The organism is Chitinophaga oryzae (assembly GCF_012516375.2).
GTDB classification, from domain to species: domain Bacteria; phylum Bacteroidota; class Bacteroidia; order Chitinophagales; family Chitinophagaceae; genus Chitinophaga; species Chitinophaga oryzae.
Genome location: NZ_CP051204.2, coordinates 8,167,722 through 8,189,450 on the forward strand (window position 1 = coordinate 8,167,722; position 21,729 = coordinate 8,189,450).

The window sequence follows — 21,729 nt, forward strand, 5'->3', positions numbered from 1 at the left end:
AAATCAAAAAATCCCTAAATCTCCTTGATCTTGATATTCTTGAACCAGATTTCGCTGCCATGGTCCTGCAACGCAATGTGGCCTTTTTTAGACATACCGTAGCCTTTGGCATCTTTCCATTTGCCTTCGGCTTTGTGTTTCTTCCATTCTTCTGAACCAAGGTCATATTCAGCTGTTTTCTGACCGTTCAGCCAGTGCTCCACATGTCCTTTGTTAACAACGATCCGGGTGGTATTCCACTGTCCGATGGGATTGGATGCAGCTACCAGCGGAGGATTCATCGCGTAGTTAGCGCCGGTTTTCTGCCAGTCTTCCAGTTTCTCCGGGAAGTTATTGTCATCAATGATCTGATACTCCGGTCCGCTCAGGTAGGGTGCGTCAAATTCTTCGGTCACCATGTACAGGATGCCGCTGTTACCTTTCGGCGCCAGCTTCCAGTCGGCCGTCAGTTCAAAGTTCTCGTATTCTTTGTCGGTGATGAGGTCGCCGCGTTTATCACTTTTATCGGTAGTGCTGCCCAGGCAGTGCAGGACACCGTTTTCCACCACCCATGGTTCTGTGGGCTTATTTTTGAAACCGCGCCAGCCGTCTTTGCTGGTGCCGTTGAACAGCAACTGCCAGCCGGCTGCTTTGTCCGCGTCGCTGAGCGCGGTAATCGCCGTGGTATCTACTGCCGGAGCTGCCGGGGCAGTAGTGGTCACCGAATCCGTTACAACTGTTGAATCTTTCGCTTCTTTGGTAGCGCCTCCGCCGCACGACATCACAGTGACGGCCATCACGGACAGGGCAGGTACTAAAAACTTTTTCATATGGTTCACGTTTTATGGATTATTATACAACTTTCAGGTTCTGTGGGTCCCACTGAATGATCTTATTGTTGAAATAACTTTCGTTACACAGTAACGCCGGTGCAGCTGCACGGAAGCCGAACAACGGATCTTCCGCTACTTTGCCACCGGTACGCATGGCATTGAACAGGTTGTAGAAGTGATCAAAATGCGCGCCTTTATAGCCTTTGTCGGCTTCGTAGATCATCTTGTCCGGCGACAGCATTTCCGCACGGTGATAGGTATACGATTTGGCAGCGTCAGCAGCGGCGTTGGCGGCGGCCAGCGGATCATTCTCGTCTACCGCCACTCTGTTGCGATACAACGTTACACGATCCCATTCTACGGTCATGGAGCCTTCGCTGCCCACCATACGCAGGTAGTTGGTACCACCGGTACCATCTACGAAGTTCACGCGGAGCGACAGGTTAAACGCCGGATGGATGGCCGTTTCCGGGTAATCGAACATGCCCAGCATGATATCCGGCACTTCACGGCCGTCTTTCCAGTAACGCAGGCCACCGGTAGCCATTACTTTATTGGGACCGATAGAACCGGTTACCAGGTGAAGGCTGGAGAACAGGTGCACGAACAGGTCGCCGGAAACGCCGGTGCCATAGTCTTTATAGTTACGCCAGCGGAAAAAGCGCAGCGGGTCAAAAGCACGTTTGGGTGCATTCTTGAGGTAAGCGTCCCAGTCTACCGTTTTAGTGGAAGCATCTGCCGGGATCGGGTACTGCCAGGCGCCTGTTGGCGACATACGCGCCCAGAAACCTTCTGCATAGTTCAGTTTACCGATAGCGCCGTCTTTCAGCAGCTGACGGGCTTTTTCATTGCCCAGTGAGCTCATGCCCTGGCTGCCTACCTGGTACACCACTTTGCCGTTTCTTTTCTGTGCGTCTACTACGGCAGGGCCTTCGCTGACGTCATGTACCATCGGCTTTTCGCAATAAACAGATTTGCCTTTGTTCATCGCTGCCACGGAAATATCCTTATGCCAGAAGTCCGGCACTGCAATGATGACCGCGTCAATATCTTTACGGTCAAGGATTTCATTGTAGTTGCGGGTAGTGAAAATATCATTACCCCATTTCTTTTTGGCGTCTGCCAGGCGGCCGTCATACAGGTCGCAGGCAGCCACCAGCTTCACACCGGGTACGGTGATCGCGGTGTTGGCATCTGCGGTGCCCATACCTCCGGCGCCGATCAATGCCACCTGGATCTGGTCATTGGCACTGTACTTTTCGTTTAGTCGTGAGAGTGATTCAACGTTCCGTTTTCTGTCAGCTGCTGTAATGATGCTAGGCAATAAAGAGGCCCCCACCACACCTTTTGCAAATTTGCTGATAAAATGCCGGCGTGAGCTTTCGTTGGAATTTACTGGCATGTATATCTTTTTACTTTAATGGAAGAAATTGATGAATGCGTTTGTTAAAATAAAAACAATAAATGGGAAATCATAATTTTAGCAATACGAAAGCCTGCTCCGGACAAGGGAAGCAGGCTTTACAGTTATATCGGGCGGGTTTGAATCTACTTGCGGCTGGTGGTAAGCGCCTGTTTGTATACGACAGGGTCGCGAAGCATGGCTGCTGCGGTATTTACCTCCCGGTCCCATGCCAGCGATTTGGCGATGCGGCCCTGCTGTGAATAATAGCGGTTGGTGATTTCCTCTTCCAGCAGGCGTTTGATCTCTGTTTTATTTTTCAGCAGGTCCTGCTTCTTATCATGTTTCATCTTCTGCTCCAGTTGTTCCAGCTCCTTAGACACGGCGTCGTAGTACTTCTCCCGCCTTGCGGTGTTCTTGAAATTCTCCAGCGCGTCTTCGCTGCGGGTTTTATAGCTGTAGTCCTTGTTGTCGAGATAACGTTCAAAATCAGAGAATTCTTCGTCTGTCAGTGCGAAATCTGCTGCAGGCGCTATCTTAGGGTGACTGTAGTAATAGCTGGTGGCGTAGTCGAAGATAAACTGTTTACGCAGCAGGGTGGCAGACACCTGGCTGATATAGGTGGGTGGTACGAGGGTATCCGGTTCGATACCGCCGCCGTCTTTTACCGTACGCCCGTTCACGGTGCGGAAGGTTTTTTTAAGGGAGTCCGGCACATAGTCCACGCTGCCGTCATCGGCGCGGTGGGAGTAGTCGATCGCCTGTATACAGCGGCCGCTGGGCGTATAGTATTTAGCGGTGGTGACTTTCAGTTTGGTATTATAAGGCAGCTGGCGGGTGGTTTGCACCAGTCCCTTGCCATAGGAGCGCTGACCGATCACCAGGCCCCTGTCGAGGTCCTGTACGGCCCCTGCCACGATTTCTGCGGCAGAAGCGGAGGAGTGGTTAGTCAGTACTGCCAACGGAATATGGGTATCCAGCGGCGCCTCCGAAGTTTCGTAATTGCGGTCCCAGTTTTTCACTTTGCCTTTGGTGCTGACGATGAGTTTATTTTTTTCCACGAATATGTTGGACACCACGACTGCCTCATCCAGCAGGCCACCGGGGTTGCCGCGCAGGTCCAGTATCACGCCTTTGAGGCCGGGATTGGCCTGTTTCAGCTGCTGAAAGGCATTGCGCACCATGGCGCCGCTGTTTTCGGTGAACTGTGTCATCCGGATATAGGCCACGTCTTTGCCTACCAGGCCGGAGTAGCTGACAGGCTTTACATTGATCTCCTCGCGGATGATCTTTTTAGGGGTTTCCTTACCGCTTACCGGGTTCCGGAAGAGGATATCCAGGGGGGTGCCGGGGGCGCCTTTCAACAGTTTGCTGATTTCTTCCTGGGGGGTATCTTTCACGGATTTTCCGTCCATGGTAACGATGATGTCTCCCGGTTTGACTCCGGCTTTGTCCATCGGGCTGCCTTCATACACGTCGGTGATGGAGGTCCATTCCCCGTTTTTGTTGATAGAGGCTCCTACCCCGCCGTATTTGCCTGTGGCCATGAACTTCAGGTCGTCCAGGTTCTCTTCGGTCACAAAATCGGTGAAAGGGTCCGTTTCTTCGAGGATGGCCTCTATGCCCCGGTGCATCACTTTCTCCGGGGGCAGGTCGTCTACATAGTAGGTATTCAGCTCCCGATAAAAGGCGGCGAAGATATCGAGGTTTTTGGCGATCTGGAAGTAGCGGTCGCTTTCGTTATAGGCGAAAAGGCCACCGGCGGTGACCAGCAACAGCAGGGCTGCCAGCAACTTTTTCCTTTTATTCAAGAATGCACGCATGCAAATGAGGGTATAAGATGAATGATGATGATCGTTGGCGGGTGGAAGCGGCGCTGTCAGGGAACCGGATCGTAACCGTGCCCACCCCAGGGGTGGCACGACAAGATACGCTTTATCGTCAGATAGCCTCCTTTAAAAACGCCGTGTTTCCGGAACGCTTCCAGTCCATACTGGGAACAGGTGGGCGTATAGCGGCATTTGGCGCCGAGCAGCGGAGAGATCAGCCACTGATATACTTTAATCAGGAAAATAAACGGGTAACTTAACCAGCGCTTCATATAGCATCGCTTTTAGGCCATAGCCCGCCGGGGTGTCCGCTTTTAGTAAAACAACTTTCCCAGCATTCCCTAAAAGCTAACAGCAACAGGCTAGTAGCTATTCTTCAATTTCTCTAAAATTACCGAAATTTTGTGGTGAAGGGTAGAAAAATCCGCTATTTTTTTATCCGTGTAGACGAGGAAAACGGCGAGTTGGCGGGATTCGGCGCGCAGGTGATCATACAAACCCTGCTTCTGGAGGCGCCAGGCTTCACGGGAAAGCCTTTTAATGCGGTTACGGTCTACCGCATGGGGAAAACGCCGGGAGGAGGCACTAAAACCTACCTGCACCGGGTATTTGTTTACCGGCAGCTCCTTTACGGGCAGGTAAACGACACGGAACGGGAAAACAGAAAACGCTTTTCCTTCACGAAAAAGCGTTTCAATAAGTTTTCTGCTCTTTAACCTCTCCTCTTTTGTAAAAGAATTAGTTTTTATGGCAAATAGTATTTAGCTACTGGATTATTTCAGCTTACGCTCGTCAGAAACAGTCAGCTTCTTACGACCTTTAGCTCTGCGGGAAGCCAGTACCTTACGGCCGTTGGCAGTTTCCATTCTCTTTCTGAAGCCGTGAACGCTCTTTCTGCGTCTGTTATGCGGTTGAAAAGTACGTTTCATTTCTTTTTTATGTTTTTACCTGTACTATACTAAAAGATTCCCCTTTCGGAGACGCTATTTTTAAAACGGAAGGCAAAGGTAGCAGAAATAATTCAAAAAGTAAAATAAATCGCAAAATACCTGCTTCCGGAATAAAAAATGGAATACAGCATCCGCCGTATTCCATCTCTTATATTAACGAAGTTAATTATTTGATACCGAGTTTAGCTTTTACAGCCGGCAGCAGGTCGTCAGCAGAAGGAGACACCAGCAGCAGACCGGCAGAGCTGTCGATCACATAGCCGTAACCTTTTTCTTTGGCAACGTCTTCGATAGCTTTGCGGGCTTTATCGTAGATCGGTTTCAGCAGCTCCTGTTGTTTCTGCTGTACCTGGGATTCAGCTCTTTCGCGATAGTCCTGGATGCGTTTCTGCGCGTCCTGGATTTCACGGCCTTTGATTTCTTTCATATTGTCAGTCATGCTGGCCGCTTTCTCGTCGAATTCTTTTACTTTTTTAGTGTACTCGTCCACCATTGTTTTGCCCTCAGCTTCCAGGCTTTGTGCATAAGTCTGGAGATCAGTCTCTGCTTTTTTGGCTTCAGGCATGCTACCTACGAGCGCTTGCGCATTGATATGTGCTACTTTGGACTGGGCCATTGCATTCACGCTGAACAAACCGGTAACTGCCACGAAAGCAATAATTACGAACTTCTTCATGATGTTGTCTGTGTTTAAAAAAATTTTAATACTTATTAGTTAAAAAATAGGTACAAGTGATTATTTCTTTACGCCCAGCGATTTCAATATTTCCTCGCTTTTATCCAGTTTAGGATCTGAGAAAATAACGGTGGTGCCGCCGGCCTTGTCCAGCACGAAATCGTACATTCTGCTGGCAGAAAGCTTCTGAACAGCATTGTAGATCTTGTCCTGGATCGGCTTTACCAGCTCCTCCCGCTTTTTAAACAGGTCCCCTTCATATCCGAAACGTTTTTTCTGCAGGTCCTTGGCTTCCTTCTCTTTGGCAACGATCTCGTCTTCCCGCTTGCGTTTCAGCTCTTCCGTGAGCATTACCTGCTCCGCCTGGTAAGACTTGTACATTTTATCCACTTCCTGGAACTTGGCGTCAATTTCTTTCTGCCATTGTTCCGCCACTGCATCCAGTTTTTTCTGGGAGTCCTTGTATTCAGGGATGCTCTCCAGGATATATTTGGTATCTATCACACAATAGCGCTGTGCATTGGCTGCACCTGCCATGGCCACCACTAAGGCCGCTGTAATAAATATTTTCTTCATGCTACTATAGATTTTTGGCTTCCGGAACACCGGTTAATCTTTGCAATATATAAATTTATTTCACAATTATTCTGGTTCAAAGCCGAGCATGAAGGTAAACTTAGCCGCATCCTTCAGGCCACCGCCGGACTTGATACGGTCAAATCCTATACCATAATCAAATCCAAGCAGACCAAACATCGGCAGATAGAAGCGCATACCTATACCAGCAGAGCGACGCAGGCGGAAAGGATTGTAATCCTGCATGTCGCGGTAACCGTTGGCCGCCTCGATGAACGCCAGACCGAAAATGGTGGAACTGGGGTTCAGGCTGAACGGATAACGCAGCTCCATCACATATTTGTTGAATACGGTGAATCCACGGTAATCTATCGGTTGACCGCTTTCCGGGTTTATACTCGGATCGGAGGTATAATACACCGGATAACCTCTCTGGGAGATGATATCACGGTCATAGATCGCGAAGTTGCTCAAACCGTCGCCCCCCAGCTCAAAGCGGCCGAAAGGAGACAGCGTTGTACGGTTGTTGTACCGGGAGATATACCCGAACTTGGCAGCCACTTTCAACACGAAAGTCTTGTTATCGCTACCCATCGGGCGGCTCAACGGCACATACCATTCTGCGTTGAAGCGGTATTTCTGGTACTCGATAAAATTAAACTGTTTGGAGATAGGCTCTTTCGTATAGTCTTTGTTCGGGTTGAACACAGAATACGGCGGCGTATACTGGGCAGACAGCATGAAGTTGGAACCACTGCGCGGGAAGATCTGCTGGTCTACAGAAGAACGTGCCAGGGTGAACTTCAGGTTAAGGTTGTTGGAAGTACCGTTGTCAAAACCGGCGATACCGAAGTAGTTGTAGTTCTTCAGCTTATACTGCTGGTAGTTGACAGAGTAGATCAGCGTGAAGAAGTCGTCCGGCCATTTCAGCTGCTTACCGAGCGATACGGAAGCACCCATTACCTTAAAGTGGCCATCGGTAGTAGTGGCGTTCTGGTTATAGATGTTCGCGTAGTAGTTGCTGTAAGCGTATGGGTTCTGGTAGCTGCTGTAGAAGCTAACGGAGAACTGGTTACGTTTTTTACCGCCCAGCCAGGGTTCTGTAAAGGAGAAGTTGTAAGAGCGGTATGCTTTACCGTTGGAAGACACGCGGACAGAGAGCTTCTGGCCATCGCCGCTGGGCAGCGGGTCCCATGTTTCCTTACGGAAGATATTACGCAGGGAGAAGTTGTTGAACGTAACGCCCAGTGTACCGGTCAGACCGATGTAACCGCCCCAGCCGGCAGACAGTTCCAGCTGGTCATTGGCTTTTTCCTCTACGGTATAGTCGATGTCCACGGTACCATCGGCCACATTGGGCACGGGGTTCATACCGATCTTTTCCGGGTTGAAGAAGCCGAGGTTGGCAATTTCACGGTTGGAGCGGATCAGGTCAGCGCGGCTGAACTTTTCCCCGGGGATGGTACGCAGCTCGCGGCGGATAACGTGTTCATTGGTTTTTTCGTTGCCGGCGATGCGTACCTCTTTAATGGTGGCCTGCGGGCCTTCGCGCAAGCGGATCTCATAATCGATGGTATCGCCACGGATGCCGATTTCCACGGGATCGATCTGGAAGAAGAGGTAACCATAGTCCATGTAGTAACCGGTGATGTCGCCGCCTTCCTGGGACATTTGTTTACCCAGTCTTTTTTCCAGCAGTTCGAGGTTATACACGTCTCCTTTTTTGATCCCCAGGATACGGGTCAGCACGGAGTCGGAGTAGCGGGTGTTGCCTTTCCAGGTGATGTCGCCGAAGTAGTATTTTTTACCTTCAGAAACGGCCAGGTCGATATTCAGGTTGCTGGCGTTGGACTTATAGGTGGTGTCTTTGAGGATGAGCGCGTCCCTGTAACCTTTGGAGTTATAGTAGCTCACCACTTTGCTTTTATCTTCGATATACTTCGTTTCGTTGAATTTGGCAGAGCTGAACAGTTTGAAGCGGAAGTAGGGGTCCAGCTTATCCAGTGCGCGGGTGGGCTGGAGGAACCCGTAGGTTTTCCAGAAGTCGTCCGGCTGTGCCAGGGAGTCCACATACACCTGCCTGGTATCAGGGTGAAGGGTGAAGCGGGTGCGCTCCTTGGTGCCCTTCATTCTCTTTTTGAGTTTGGAATCGGGGATGTTGTAGTTGCCAACAAAGTTGATATTGTCGATACGTACCTTGTTGCCTTTATTCACCAGGAAGACGAGGCCCATGGAGTTTACCTGGCCGCTGTCTTTTCTTTCCTCGATCCTTACGGTGGCGTTGCCAAAGCCTTTGTCAGCATAAAATTTATGTACTACGCCGATCACGTTTTGTTTAAGGGCCGGGGTTACCACGGTGCCTTTACGGAGGCCGGCTTTGGTAGCGATGTCGTCAGCTTCTGTTTTTTTGATGCCTTTGAACTGAAAGCTGTTCATACGGGGCATTTCCGTCAGGCCGATTTCCAGCCAGATTTTGCCATCTTCGATTTTGGTGACGTAGATGGTAACGTCAGCGAAGAGACGCTGGGACCAGAGGCTTTGGATAGCTTTGGTGAACTGGTCTCCGCCGGGGTATACCACCTTATCGCCTACACTGAGGCCGGAGAGAGACAGCAGTAATGCTTTATCCAGGTATTGGGTCCCAGCAACGGTGATATCGGCAATTTCATACTGTTGCGGATTAGCCATAATTGCCGGCAGATTAGCGGGAGGCTGCGCGGGAGGCACGGTATCTTTCTGTTGAGCGGATACACGTATGCCTGCACTGCAACATAATGCTATAGCCAGAAGGCCCTTAGGAAATAATTTCTTCATTCTGCTGAATTTGTTCGCTTGTTTTGCCAAAGCGCCGTTCTCTGGTTTGATAATTTAAGATGGCTTGGTAAAGATGTTCATTGCGGAAGTCCGGCCAGCGGGTATCTGTAAAATACAGTTCTGCATAAGCCAGTTGATATAGCAGGAAATTGCTGATCCGGCATTCACCACTGGTGCGGATCATTAATTCCGGGTCGGGCAGTCCTGCGGTACAGAGATATTTTTCCCATACCTCCGGTGTTACGGAAGCCGGGTCGAGGGTTCCCTTTTTCACATCCAGAGCGATTTTCTGGGCAGCATTCACGATTTCCCAACGGGCACTGTAGCTGAGGGCCATGATAAGATTGAGGCCGGTATTGTGGCTGGTCAGCGCAATAGCCTCTTCCATTTCCTGTTGGGCCTGGGGGGGCAGCATGCTCATGTCACCGATGACACTCAGCCTGATATTGTTTTTGGATAAGGTACCTACTTCCTTCCGGATAGTATTCACCAGCAATTCCATTATGCCGTTCACCTCGTAAACGGGGCGGTCCCAGTTTTCAGTTGAGAAAGCATACAGGGTCAGGTAGCCTATTCCAAGTTCTGCACAGGTTTCAACGATATTGCGCACACTTTCCACGCCTTCGTGATGCCCATACAGCCTGTCTTGTCCACGCTCCTTAGCCCAACGGCCGTTACCGTCCATGATAATGGCGATGTGGCGGGGTAACCGTTGTAAGTCTAATTTATCCTTCAAGCTCATTTTGTGTCAGGCGTATTATATCAGTTTATACAGATTCACTAAAAGTGTGCAAAGATACAAAAATAGAGCAATGACTTTTTTAGCAAAGCTTGACCCCTTGTTTTAACGTAGTTTTAACAGCGAAATCAATACCAGCGGGGATTTCAGGATTTTCGGCGGTAGAACCGGGCCATCCGGAGGCAAGAAATGCCGACTTGTAGAAAGTATATTAACCGTAAATTAAAATCTACAGTTGTAAGAAGTGAACAATATACTAATCGTGAGCTCTATGGTCAGAAACTGGTCCTTGTCGCGGCTGTTGCCCCGCTGGCGCCCCGTTACGCCCAAACGCTCGCCGGTGGCGTATGACCGGTCCTGTAACAGGTAGGCCACACTGGCCTTGTCGCCTGCCAATGCCGGAAATGCCCCCGGTCCGGCGTAGGTGGTACTTACATCATCGAGATAGTCCGTCTGCGTAAACCGGTACAACGCTTCCAGGCCCACATTCACTTTTTTTGAAATATTATATTTAAAGCCGCCGCCGATCACGAAGGCGTAAGAAACAAGGCTGTAGGGCTTCCGGTCGGGATACAGGGCTGTTCCCTGCCCTTCCGTGCGCAGGGGCTGTAATTTGTATTTGACCCCGTCCAGGTAGGCGTAAGGGTTAAAATGGAAGATACTGGCGCCGCCGGACAAATACGGGGAAAAACGATGGTCCAGGCTGCCGGGTTCAAACTTAAAAAAATTAAAATCGCCCTGCAGGGCCAGCTCGAATACATCCGTATTAAAACTCAGGTTCCTGCGGCGTTCAAATTCATTTTTATTATATGCGTCTGAGTAGCCCAATTGCATAAAACGGCCATGGGCCCGTACGCCCACGTACTCATTGAGGTATTTACGGTAGTAAATGCCGACTGCCGGCTTGATGGTGTTCAAGGCCCCCCTGGTGTTCAAATCCCCGAAATATTGCGCCCCTCCGACCGATATTCCCAGCTCACCCACATATTCCAGTTCATTTTGCGCCTTCGCCTCGCCGGCCAGCAAACAGGCCGCCGCCAACAGGAACGATAGCACGAAGTTCTTAGGATATAAAAAAGGTTTCAGCATAAATCAGTTCTACTTAAACGCAATAATGCCGGATTTATTTAATGTGTGACTGGTCATTTATGCTACAGCTTCCTTACCAACCTTCTTCACAGGCATAACTGAATTTACAATCAGCAGGCAATACATTTGTAAATGTAGGAATATATTTAACAAATATTATAACCCACACTCATATTTTGATCCGGTTCCGGGCGTCGATACCCCAGAGCAGTTTATTGCGGAGGGTATGCAGGAAATTACTTTCATCGAGCCGTAACAGGCTGATTTTAAACTTTTCTTTTTTGACAGCCAGCTGCACAGAGCTGTCGATGGTTTCCATCCGGCTGTCCAGCGTACACAGGAACTGGTCACTCCGGCCTTCTACTTCAAAGGAAATAACGCTTTCATTGGGAACGATGATCGGGCGCACGTTGAGGTTGTGCGGCGCCACCGGGGTGATCACGAAATTACCCGCATCCGGGAAGACGATGGGACCGCCGCAGCTCAGGGAATACCCGGTAGATCCTGTCGGTGTGGACACAATCAGCCCGTCTGCCCAGTAGGTGTTGAGAAACTCGCCGTTCAGGTAAGTGTGGATCTTCACCATCGCGGAGGTATCTTTCTTATGTATGGTAAATTCGTTTAATGCATATGGAATATCGCCGAACAGGGGCACATTGGCGTCGAGATGAATGAGCGACCGCTGGTCTACCATGTAGGTACGGTCCAGCAGGGCCTGTACCAGCGCATGGATCTCATCTTTACCGATGCTGGCCAGGAAGCCCAGCCGCCCGAAATTGATCCCGATAACGGGGATATTGGTATCCCGGACATAACATACGGTGTCCAGCAGGGTGCCATCGCCGCCGAGGCTCATCAGGAAGTCTATTTTTCCCGGCAGGTCTTCCGCACAGGAAAACAGGGCAGGATCCTTTTCAAAAGGAATATACTGTACCAGGATGCGGTAAAACGGTTCGTAAAAAGTAGCGGAAATCTCCGCGCGTTGTAATTCATCCAGCAACAACCGGATATTGGCTATGTCTTCTGAAATAAATCCCCTGCTATAAAGAGCAACCTGCATATTAAATTACGAATTACAAATTACGAATTACGAATTACAACCCCACTTGTTGCCCATTACGGAGTACAGATGAATTACGAATTCCTCATTCGTAATTCGTAATCCGTCATTCGTAATTGACTTACATATCTACACTGGTGTGCAAAAATAGTCCTTTTTGCCCTAACTGATTAACGCTGTACTCTATACGCAGACAGGTGTCATAGAAGGAAACGATATCGATGCCAATGCCGCCGGTATACAGAAAGCGGTTATTCAGGAAGCCGTTGCCCGGAAATTTGCTGTAGGCGTAGGCTGCATCGCCATAGGTTTTGGCAAAGATCCGGAAAGGCACGCTATTGAATTTCTTCGGGACGAGGGGCAGCTTGATTTTAAAAGACACCAGCTCCTGGCGTAAAGTGGATTTCAGAATAGCGAAACTGGTGCCGTCTATCACATAATACTCCAATCCGCGCAGGTAGTCTTCCGCATAGCCCAGCGCCTGTTGGTTGATATAGGGCTGATCGGCGGAAAATTTCACCTGTCCGCGCATGCCCAGCGCCAGGTAGGTTTTGCGGCGCAACTGCCAGTATTTGGTATAATTGAGCCGGAAACGGACGTCATCGATATCGCTGAGCGGACCGATGCCCCGTTTGGCCACCTCGCCCATGACGCTCACGCCTTTCAGCGGGTATATCCAGCTGTCTGCTTTGATATAGGTAAACCGGTAGGCCAGGTCCAGGTAGCGTACGCTGGTGCGCCCTTTTCCCAGGTAATCCGGGTTGATGATGGCCACTGAGTCCGCCACTTTTTCGTAGTTATAGTTGAGAAACACCTGGTGGCGGGCGTTGATGGCTTTGCGATAGCTGTAGCGCAGGCCAACTACGTAGGCCTGCCGCAGGTATTCGTCGTCTTTTTTGAAAAACTGCTGTTTGTTATTGCTGGTGAAATTGTTTACCTCACGGTTACGGCTATATGAAAACAGGATGCCCAGTCCGTGGCGGAAACTTTTATCGATATAGGGCAGGTTATAGGCGAGGGCGATCTTCTGTGTATAACCGAACTGCAGGGTGGCGTCCAGTCCGTCATTGCGGCCGGTCAGGTTTTCCTGGGTGCCTTTCACGCCGAAGTTGAGGCGGTTCAGTTTATGTCCTTTTTCCACCCACCACTGGTTGAAGTTGCGGTCGGCGAGTTTAAAAATGGGAAAAGCAAAGGTGTACCACCGCTCCCATACTTCAAACACCAGATCGGCGCTGTTGCCGTCCCAGTTTTTGACGTTGGCGGTGACATTCAGGAAGAGAGAAGTATTCAGTAGCTGTTTGCGGCGTTCTTCCAGCGTTTCCGCCAGATCTTTCAGGTAGATGGTATCTCCCGGCACAGTACTGATTTCCCTGAGAATGATGGAGGTACGGGTTTTCTTGTTACCAATAATAGCAATATTACGGACAACCAGGTAGCCGGAATCCTGCACCAGCGCTGTAACAGCCTCTCCTTCCCCCTCTATCCGGCCTGCGGCCGTGCCGGATAATCCGATGCCGAGCAGGCATACGATTCCCAGCAAGTAATAACAGCATCTCAGCATTGTAGGCTCTCTGATTTAGCGTCTTCTAAAGTTATTTAAATGTGTGTCGCTATCATGGAAGATAACGAACCCTATCAAATTAATCAAATAACCGGAAATTTAATGCGGTGAGCCTTACATGCTGATATAATTCATCAGCAGGTCGTAGTTCTTTTTGAGCAGGTCTTCCTCCTGTTCTTCAGAATAGATGTATTTGATGGTGTAATTAAACCGCTCATAGGTAGCTACAAGGGAATGCAGTTCCTGGCGGTTGGTTTTCAGCAGTACTTCCAGTTTACCGGACGGATCGGTCAACGTATTTACGCTGAGCAGGGTTACATCGTTTGATTCTGCGATACGGGCGATTTCGCTGAGGCTGTAGTCCCGGGGCTCCATTTCCAGCGCCAGGATGCCGCCGGCTTCCTTGGCGCCGTTGTATTGGGCCAGGGCTGCCAGCAGGTTATCTTTTGTAATAATGCCCAGGTAGTCATTTTCTTTGGTAATGACGGGCAGTACAGACAATTTGAATTCGTGAAACAACTTCAGCGCCTCAAAGAGATGGGCTCCTTCCTGGATGGCCGTACGGTTGGCGCCGTTGTAGTGTATGGACTCCAGCTTTATTTCCGGCTCTTCCAGGTCCATGATCTGATCTTCCTCCACCAGCGCCATGTACTTATTTTCCACTACCATCGGCAATTGCGTGAGATGATATTCATTCATCAGGCGCAATGCCTTGGCACCTGCATCCGAAGGCTGCAGAATTGGCACGGTGGATATGAGTTCTCTGGCGGTCATTTTCGTGTATTCTTACACAATAATAACAAAGAATCTTCCAACAAAAAAGAAATTACGCGCACAGGCTACCAGCCGCTCCTGCAGAGGGCGGTATAATGGCGTTTGCAGCTAAGTTTCAGGCAGTTGGCTTTGTTTTCAGTCTTTCCAGGAAAGCATGCAGGATCTTGTTGAATTCATCGGGCACTTCCATCATCGGGGCGTGGCCGCATTTGTCAATGAATTCCAGTTCAGAATTAGGTATAAGTTTTTGGAACTCTTCGCCTACCATAGGTGGTGTTACGGTATCGTTACGGCCCCAGATCAACAGTGTAGGTTGTTGTATGTCCTTCAGTTCATCGCCCAGGTTATGCCGGATAGCTGACTTGGCGAGGGTAATGATCTTGATCACTTTCAGACGGTTGTTCACAATTTCGAACATCTCGTCTACCAGCTCTTTGGTAGCGATCTTGGGATCATAGAAGGTTAGTTCTGCTTTTTTACGGATGTATTCGTAGTCTCCTCTCTTAGGATAGGTTTCTCCCATGCCGTTTTCAAACAGGCCGGAACTACCGGTGAGTATCAGGGACTTAACCGGTGCTTCAGGGTGTTTCAGCAGGTATACCAGCGCCACGTGGCCGCCGAGGGAATTGCCCAGCAGGTGTATGTTCTGATAGCCTCTGGCCTCTATAAACTTATGCACAAACTTCGCCAGTCCGCCAACAGACGTTTCCAGGATGTTTAAATCATACAGGGGTAACATGGGTATCACAACCTTGTTATACTGCCGGAAATACTCGATCATGTGCGAGAAATTGCTCAAAGCACCAAAAAGTCCATGCAATAATACCAGTGGTTCTCCTTCTCCTTCTTCTATGAAATTAAACTTGCCCTGTGTTTTGATTTCGTAATCCATTGCCAAATCTTGAAAGTCAATTTTACGCTAAAATAATTCTTTTTATTAATCTAAATACTGTCAGGCCGGTTGCAACTGCCGGGCAGCTTTATCAAAAAAGTCCTGTAACTGGGAGAAAATGTCTTTAAAAACAGGTATCCAGTCACCCATATGGTCCAGTACCCAGGGGCCTATAGGTTCAATATAAGGATATACTACAGATTGCAATTTGGTTTCCGGGCTCAGCAGGTATATCTGGTTGGCCATCCACAACACCACACTGTAAATAATCGTGAAGATAAGGGCATATAACAGGATACCGCCCAGCCGGTTCAGCCATCCCATCATGACCATTTCCACCAGCTTCTGCAGGGCGCCTGCGCCCAGCCGTACCAGCAATACCACTCCCACAAAAAGACAAACGAAGCAAAGTACGGGGACCCAGCGGGAATGGACATCCCATCGTTGCTGGACCTGCAGGGCCGTCACTGCGGAAAGTTTAAGGGCTACCGCCATACCCAGCGTTACGGCCACCAGCGAAAATACCGCCACTATCAGTCCACGGGTATACCCCTTGTACAGGGCAAACACCATGATAATGGCAAAAACGATATCAATCGACAATAGTTATGATTTACGATTTTTTGATTTACGGATTTTGGAATTTATTGAGCGATTTTACCAACTACCGGTGATTAAACATCCTTCAAATCGCCAAATTTCAAAATCCGTAAATCAAAAAATCCTTATTTAAGGAGTTCTTTCACCATTGCGGAAATAGCCTTTCCGTCGGCTTTACCGGCCAGTTGTTTGGTGGCCGCTCCCATCACCTTGCCCATATCGGCAGGGGAAGCGGCGCCTACAGACGCAATGATGCCTGTCAGGGCAACTCTCAATTCCTCTTCGGTCATTTGTTTGGGCAGGAAACGCTCAATTACTTCCAGCTCCTCTTCTTCCTTCTTCGCCAGGTCCTCACGGTTCTGCTGACGGAAAATTTCGAGGGAATCTTTCCGTTGTTTGGCCAGTTTCTGTAACAGCTTGCTTTCATCGGCTTCGGTCAGCTCGCCGGTGCTGCCTTCTGCTGTTTTAGCCAGCAGGATGGCCGCCTTGATGGCGCGCAGCGCACGCAGGTCTGCTTCTTTCTTGCCCAGCATCGCCGTTTTGATCTCGGCGTTGATGTTTGTTTCTAATGACATATGTGGTTACGTTTAATGGATAATCTGGTCGATTATTTGGTTTCTGCCGCTTGTTTTTCCTGGAATTTTTTGAAGAAGTCCCGCGCGAAGGCTTTCATTTCATCGCCCTGGTCACGGTACTGGGTGGCCCGCACATACGTGTCGGCCATGGTCATCATGGTCTGGAAGAAGAAATCAGCCATCTCGTCTACCATCATGTCTTTGGTCCACAGGTCAATCCGCAGGGCGGCTTTTTCCGCCGGGTCCCAGAAAGAAACCATCATGGCTTTCGCCTTGATCATCCGTTCTTCCTTACTGTCAGTGGCGCTCCACTCAATCGTTTCCGGCACTTTATTTTCGTCCAGACCCACCTGGATCTGTATGTTTTTCTTACTCATGTTTTTCTATTAAAGCGCAAAAATAACTAATCATTCAGGATTTTGACATCCGGCTTTATTTTAACAGGCCGGCCAGTGCTGCTCCGGCAGCCTCCCAGCTGCTTCCCGGCCTTACCGGTGGCTCCATGGCCAGCAACCGGCTGCGCAACTGCTCGTCCTTATACAGCAGGCTCATTTTCTCCGACAGGTCATCGATATTGGCAGGATCGGTATATAGTACCGTTTCTCCGCCAGCTTCCCGGGCCGCCACGCTCTCCAGCGCGATCACTGGCACCTGGCACTGCCGGGCCATATACAAGGGCAACGGCAGCCCGTCGAAACGGGTGGGGTATATCAGCGCGTAAGCGCCTCCAATGGCCGACGCCAGCTCCTCCATCGTCAGGTTTTCCTTCCATACCACGTCATGCCGGAACTTAAAGGACTCCAGCGCCTTCACGATCTCCGCGCCTTCAGGGGCCAGGTTGCCGGCCAGCACCAGTTTCAGGTTGGTGCGCTGCCGCTTCTTCAGGGCGGAAAAAGCTTTGAACACCGGCATCATATTGTTGCGCGGATGAATACTGCCCGTCACCAGAAAATATTCCACGCCTCCGGACCATTTCTTTTTGGCAGCCTCCCTGTCGTCCCATTCCAGCGGTCGGAAAACGCTGCTGACGGCCGGTTCCAGCTGCACCACCTTACCGGCGGCGGCGGGAGCATAACGCAGCAGCTCCTCTTTGGCGGTGGCCGACAACACGGCTACCCTGCCGGCCCTGTCCAGGTAACGGGTAATGTGTTTCTTCAGCGACTCCTGTTCCCCGGTGGATTGCAGGCCGGCATCCTTCAGGAACGACAGGTCCCTTAACAGGATCAGCGCCGGCACTTTGCTGCGCAACGGCAGGGTGCCGTCCAGCCCAATGTACCACTGCGCGCCCCCGGCTTTCATGGCACGCGGCAACTGCCATTCGCGCCACCAGTAACGGTGCCATCGCTTACCTCCTTTCAGCGGCAGCACCACCGGAGTAACATTGGCCGGAAAACTAAGGTGCGCGGGTATCTCCCCATCAAAATAAAAAGTAAAACGGTGCTCCGGCTGTTGCCGGCAGAGGGCGAATATGATCTCAGTTGCCACCTGTCCGGCATCTGCAGGCAGGTCTTTTCTCAGGCAGGCGGCATTAACAGCAATTTGCATAGTCGTTTTCACTTGATGTGACAGCCTGCAAACCTACATTATTTTGTTTTGCCGCAAGACGGATAATTTAGGAGCCGGACTTATTGGTAATCAGGAATTCCAGCGGAGTAGCGATATTGGCGGTATTACCCAGCGATGCCAGGGTAACGGTTACCTTATAGGTTTTTACTTCCTTCAGATGTTTCAGCGTAATATTGACCACATTACCCGTTGCGTTGGGAACATCGTCCTGCGCCAGCGGGATACCTCCGGGGTCTGTCACCACGTTGAGCGTTACTTTCACCCCTTTGTCCGGTACTTTGGAGGTCACTTTCACCTGGAAGGTGAAGGTACTGTCCATAGCTACATTGGCTTTACCGGCCACTACGCCGGCCAGCTCCACCTGAAGGGCCTCCTCCTGCGTCACAGGCGCAGGGTCCCCGCTCTTTTTATTTTTTTTGCAGGCAGCCAGTGCGATCAGGGCACCTATCAGCAGTATGGATAAATAGTTTTTTAAAGACATGGCAACAGGGTATGTAAGCAATAAAATTATATTTTTTCCTTATGTAAATCAAATTTTACTTCTCACATCCAGCGCATCGCGCAGACCATTGCCTAACAGATTGAAAGCCAGTACCAGCAACATGATCGCTACGCCGGGGGCCAGCGCCAGCAAAGGGTTATGCGTGATAATAAAGTTGTAGTTTTCTTTGATCATCAGTCCCCATGAAGGCTGCGGCGGCTGCACCCCTACGCCCAGGAAACTCAGTCCCGCCTCCACCACGATGGCGGTGGCGAAATTTCCGGCCGCTACCACCATCACCGGCCCGAGGATATTAGGCAGGATATGGCGAACGATAATACGGGTATGCCCATATCCCAGCGCCCGGGCAGCCTCTACAAACTCCAGCTCCCGCAGTGCCAGTATCTGCCCGCGGATAATACGGGCCACTCCTACCCACAAGGTGAGCCCCACCGCTATGAACACCTGCCAGAAACCTTTGCCCAGCGCGAGGGTAAGCGCAAACACCAATAACAGCGACGGCATAGACCACACCACGTTCACCAGCCACATCACCAGGTCGTCGGCCGTACCTTTGAAATAACCGGCAACAGCGCCCATAAACACCCCGATGGTCAGGGAGATGATCACCGCAATGCAGCCCACGCCCAGGCTGACACGGGTACCTACCAGCAGCCGGCTCAGGATATCCCGGCCGAATTTATCGGTCCCCAGCCAGTAGGTCACCGGAAAAATCCTTTCACCGGTAACCCGCCGCTGCAGCTCCGGTAAAGGCATATCCCCCGCCTGCCGGCTGCCATACCATATTTCACGGAGATCGTATTTTTCTTCACGGGACAGGGATTCATCTACATATCGCTGTACCACCAGCATAGTGTCTTTCACCTGCCAGGAACGCACCGGGGTCCACGTAACGTCAGATTCCTGTCCATATAATAACCTCCCGAAAAAAGACACCCGGGCCACCGGCTGCGCTTTTTTGACGGCCAGCATATGCACCCGGAACCCGGGATGCTGCCCTCCTACTTCCAGCACCATCCTGTTGGCGTCCGGCGTATTATCCGGCGCAATCACATACGCCAGCAGGCTGACAACCACGGCCAGCGCTATTACTATCAAACCAGCCAGTGCGCCTTTGTTTTTCTGAAGCCTTTTCCAGGCAGCCCCCATAGAATTTTTTTATTTTTTTATTTTTTATTTGGGTATTGGCGGAAGCAGGAACACTTCTATTGAAAAAATACCAAAATGAACAAATAACCAATAACCAAATGAAAGTCAGTTCACCTGCCGGCCCTTCCATTGATAACTGCCAAACTTCCCCAGCCATCCGGCAAGAACAATATAAGGAATATGAAAGATCTGTCCCGGTATAAACCACACCAGTAAAGCCGTTTTATGGAAAAACCCGGCCACCGGCACCAGGAAATACAGTTCCAGCGTTACTTTATACAGCATCAGGATCAGGAAGGCAGGCCACCAGTGCGGCACAAACAGTGCCACAGCGCCCAGGGCCAGTGTGCCCACGTTGAAGAAATACACCAGCAACAGCATCCAGGTAAGGCGCTTGTCTTCATATTTGTCGGCCTTGGACGACCAGCGGATACGCTGGTTCATAAACCCGCGCAGCGTTTCCACCGGCAGGGTGCGAACAATCACATCGTCATTCTTAAGGTACAGCACCCCTTCGGGGTAAGCGTTGTAGATCTTGTACATCAGCAGCATATCATCGCCGGAGGCGATATTATCGATCCCCGCAAAACCGCCCACCGCATGAAAAGCGGCCTTCTCGTAGGCGAGATTGGCGCCATTGCACATGGTACCGGACTTCAGCCGGGCTACCGCCCCTGTAATACCCTGCATGGTGATGAAATCGAGCGACTGCAGCTTCATGAAGAAATTACGCTCCCTGTAAAAACTTACCGGCGCCGCAATAAACTTCGGGCGGTAAGCTTCATAGAAACGGACGATAGTTTCGATCCACCGCGGTCCCATCACACAATCCGCATCTGTAGTAACGATCAGGTCTCCTTTCGCCCGCTCGATGGCCATGGCGATCGCTTTCTTCTTATAGGCGTTAAGACGTTCGTCTTTAGAGAGCATATCTTCCATTTTCAACAGGCGGATATTGGCGGCCGGAAAGCGGGTAACGATGCCAGGGGTATCATCTGTGGAAAAATCATCGACAACAATTACTTCCAGCAGTTCAACAGGATAGGTTTGCTGCTGTAAGGCCTTTAAGAGGACCGGCAGGTTCTCCGCCTCATCCCGTGCCGGGATAATAACAGTTACACTGGTAGCGCCTTCTATGGGTTTCGCCGGCACATAGTCCGGCAGCTTTCTCCAGCCGCGGCTGTACCACAGCATCAACAATCCGTATCCAAGAGCCAGTATGGCTATAACGATCAAGAAAAAATACATTCAGCTCAGGTTTGTTTTAATAACGGGGGCCAGCTCCTTTGAAATCAGCTGATGTCCTTTATCGAGGACCAGCATTTTACAGGGGAACGAACCGTCCATAAACCGGGTGCCCAGTACGGGCGGTATTACCCGGTCATATTTACCAAATATCAGGAGCGTGGAAATATGATGGGCTCCCAATAACTGTTTACACTTTTTTTTATCCGGCATCATCCGGCGCATGAGTGTCCAGATGCTGTAAACCTGCTCCCGCTTGGCCTGCTGGTTCATCCGGTGCAAAGCAAACTTGTACACACTTTGATTCAGCAGTCCCAGCTTACGCCACAGCTCCAGCAAGGTAAAAAACAGCCGGGGGTTGTCGGTATTGTATTTGAAGATCCTGTTTCCCACGCTGGTCTGGGTGACGAACATATGCCAGGGGTTATTCCGGAGACCATCGGCTGCCAGCATCACGAGATGATCTATCTTATTGGCCATGGTCTCCACCAGGCAGAGTGCCAGGCGGCCGCCCATGCTATACCCCAGCAACGAAAACCGTTCTTGCTGCTGCTGTTGCAGCACCATTTCCACTACGGCCGCCAGATCTTTTTTTTCGAAAGGGCGTTCTTCCTGCCAGACCGTTTCCCCATGCAGCGGCATGTCCAGCGCCACCATGGTGAACCGGTCGCCCAGGCCTTCCGCCAATGGCGTAAAGTGAGCGGCGCTTTCCCCGAACCCGTGCAGGCAGATCAGCAGTTGCGGACCCGTTCCACTGGTGATTCCGTGGAACCGGCTTTTAGCATATGGCAGATAAAAATGCATAAGGGGCAACAATGATAGGGAAAAAACCCCAGCCATTTTTGATTTAGGGATTTTTTGATTTACGAATTTTTTGATTTTAGAGGCAGTCCGGCGTTCTTCAAAATCCGTAAATCA

The 21,729-nt window shown here is 50.3% G+C and carries 23 protein-coding genes; all 23 read right to left on the reverse strand.

Annotation, left to right across the window (positions count from 1 at the left end; all coding sequences use genetic code 11):
* Positions 1–14: 14 nt before the first annotated feature.
* Positions 15–809 (reverse strand): 3-keto-disaccharide hydrolase, encoded by a 795-nt coding sequence (locus HF324_RS32395; RefSeq protein ID WP_168861659.1) that lies wholly within the window; start codon positions 807–809, stop codon positions 15–17.
* 22 nt (positions 810–831) lie between these two features.
* Positions 832–2,214, reverse strand: a complete 1,383-nt coding sequence (locus HF324_RS32400; RefSeq protein ID WP_168807910.1) for a Gfo/Idh/MocA family protein — start codon at positions 2,212–2,214, stop codon at positions 832–834.
* Between the two features lie 146 nt (positions 2,215–2,360).
* On the reverse strand, positions 2,361–4,037 hold the full coding sequence (locus tag HF324_RS32405; protein WP_168807912.1) for a S41 family peptidase: 1,677 nt from the start codon (positions 4,035–4,037) through the stop codon (positions 2,361–2,363).
* A gap of 56 nt (positions 4,038–4,093) precedes the next feature.
* Entirely contained in the window at positions 4,094–4,315 is a 222-nt protein-coding gene (yidD, locus tag HF324_RS32410) for a membrane protein insertion efficiency factor YidD (RefSeq protein ID WP_168807914.1), read from the reverse strand.
* 90 nt (positions 4,316–4,405) lie between these two features.
* On the reverse strand, positions 4,406–4,804 hold the full coding sequence (locus HF324_RS32415; RefSeq protein ID WP_309475683.1) for a ribonuclease P protein component: 399 nt from the start codon (positions 4,802–4,804) through the stop codon (positions 4,406–4,408).
* A 12-nt stretch (positions 4,805–4,816) separates the two neighbouring features.
* Complete coding sequence (rpmH, locus tag HF324_RS32420; RefSeq protein WP_012788729.1) at positions 4,817–4,972, reverse strand: 50S ribosomal protein L34; 156 nt, start codon at positions 4,970–4,972, stop codon at positions 4,817–4,819.
* 187 nt (positions 4,973–5,159) lie between these two features.
* A complete protein-coding gene (locus HF324_RS32425; protein ID WP_168807916.1) occupies positions 5,160–5,669 on the reverse strand; it encodes an OmpH/Skp family outer membrane protein in 510 nt (169 codons plus the stop codon).
* Between the two features lie 60 nt (positions 5,670–5,729).
* Positions 5,730–6,245: an OmpH/Skp family outer membrane protein gene (locus HF324_RS32430; RefSeq protein WP_078669977.1), complete on the reverse strand. Its 516-nt coding sequence runs from the start codon at positions 6,243–6,245 to the stop codon at positions 5,730–5,732.
* Positions 6,246–6,311: 66 nt separating this feature from the next.
* Positions 6,312–9,059: a BamA/OMP85 family outer membrane protein gene (locus tag HF324_RS32435; RefSeq protein WP_168807918.1), complete on the reverse strand. Its 2,748-nt coding sequence runs from the start codon at positions 9,057–9,059 to the stop codon at positions 6,312–6,314.
* Positions 9,040–9,801, reverse strand: a complete 762-nt coding sequence (gene uppS / locus HF324_RS32440; protein WP_078669975.1) for an undecaprenyl pyrophosphate synthase — start codon at positions 9,799–9,801, stop codon at positions 9,040–9,042. The genes HF324_RS32435 and uppS overlap by 20 nt, the downstream gene beginning before the upstream one ends.
* Positions 9,802–10,020: 219 nt before the next feature.
* On the reverse strand, positions 10,021–10,887 hold the full coding sequence (porG, locus tag HF324_RS32445) for a type IX secretion system protein PorG (RefSeq protein ID WP_168807920.1): 867 nt from the start codon (positions 10,885–10,887) through the stop codon (positions 10,021–10,023).
* A 169-nt stretch (positions 10,888–11,056) separates the two neighbouring features.
* Positions 11,057–11,947 carry an NAD kinase gene (locus HF324_RS32450; protein WP_168807922.1) on the reverse strand — a complete coding sequence of 297 codons (891 nt, stop codon included), beginning with the start codon at positions 11,945–11,947 and terminating at the stop codon, positions 11,057–11,059.
* A gap of 121 nt (positions 11,948–12,068) precedes the next feature.
* Complete coding sequence (locus HF324_RS32455; protein ID WP_168807924.1) at positions 12,069–13,508, reverse strand: POTRA domain-containing protein; 1,440 nt, start codon at positions 13,506–13,508, stop codon at positions 12,069–12,071.
* A gap of 114 nt (positions 13,509–13,622) precedes the next feature.
* Positions 13,623–14,282 carry a CBS domain-containing protein gene (locus HF324_RS32460; protein ID WP_168807934.1) on the reverse strand — a complete coding sequence of 220 codons (660 nt, stop codon included), beginning with the start codon at positions 14,280–14,282 and terminating at the stop codon, positions 13,623–13,625.
* Positions 14,283–14,397: 115 nt separating this feature from the next.
* Positions 14,398–15,174: an alpha/beta fold hydrolase gene (locus tag HF324_RS32465; RefSeq protein ID WP_168807937.1), complete on the reverse strand. Its 777-nt coding sequence runs from the start codon at positions 15,172–15,174 to the stop codon at positions 14,398–14,400.
* A 60-nt stretch (positions 15,175–15,234) separates the two neighbouring features.
* Positions 15,235–15,777: a CvpA family protein gene (locus HF324_RS32470; protein ID WP_168807939.1), complete on the reverse strand. Its 543-nt coding sequence runs from the start codon at positions 15,775–15,777 to the stop codon at positions 15,235–15,237.
* Positions 15,778–15,899: 122 nt separating this feature from the next.
* On the reverse strand, positions 15,900–16,349 hold the full coding sequence (locus HF324_RS32475) for a GatB/YqeY domain-containing protein (RefSeq protein ID WP_168807941.1): 450 nt from the start codon (positions 16,347–16,349) through the stop codon (positions 15,900–15,902).
* 32 nt (positions 16,350–16,381) lie between these two features.
* A complete protein-coding gene (gene gldC / locus HF324_RS32480; protein ID WP_168807943.1) occupies positions 16,382–16,726 on the reverse strand; it encodes a gliding motility protein GldC in 345 nt (114 codons plus the stop codon).
* A gap of 55 nt (positions 16,727–16,781) precedes the next feature.
* On the reverse strand, positions 16,782–17,894 hold the full coding sequence (locus HF324_RS32485) for a glycosyltransferase (protein WP_168807945.1): 1,113 nt from the start codon (positions 17,892–17,894) through the stop codon (positions 16,782–16,784).
* A gap of 67 nt (positions 17,895–17,961) precedes the next feature.
* On the reverse strand, positions 17,962–18,396 hold the full coding sequence (locus tag HF324_RS32490) for a hypothetical protein (protein WP_168807947.1): 435 nt from the start codon (positions 18,394–18,396) through the stop codon (positions 17,962–17,964).
* Positions 18,397–18,444: 48 nt separating this feature from the next.
* Complete coding sequence (locus HF324_RS32495) at positions 18,445–19,566, reverse strand: ABC transporter permease (protein ID WP_168807949.1); 1,122 nt, start codon at positions 19,564–19,566, stop codon at positions 18,445–18,447.
* 105 nt (positions 19,567–19,671) lie between these two features.
* Positions 19,672–20,814 (reverse strand): glycosyltransferase, encoded by a 1,143-nt coding sequence (locus tag HF324_RS32500; RefSeq protein WP_168861660.1) that lies wholly within the window; start codon positions 20,812–20,814, stop codon positions 19,672–19,674.
* Positions 20,815–21,615: an alpha/beta hydrolase gene (locus tag HF324_RS32505; RefSeq protein ID WP_168861661.1), complete on the reverse strand. Its 801-nt coding sequence runs from the start codon at positions 21,613–21,615 to the stop codon at positions 20,815–20,817.
* Positions 21,616–21,729 lie beyond the last annotated feature (114 nt).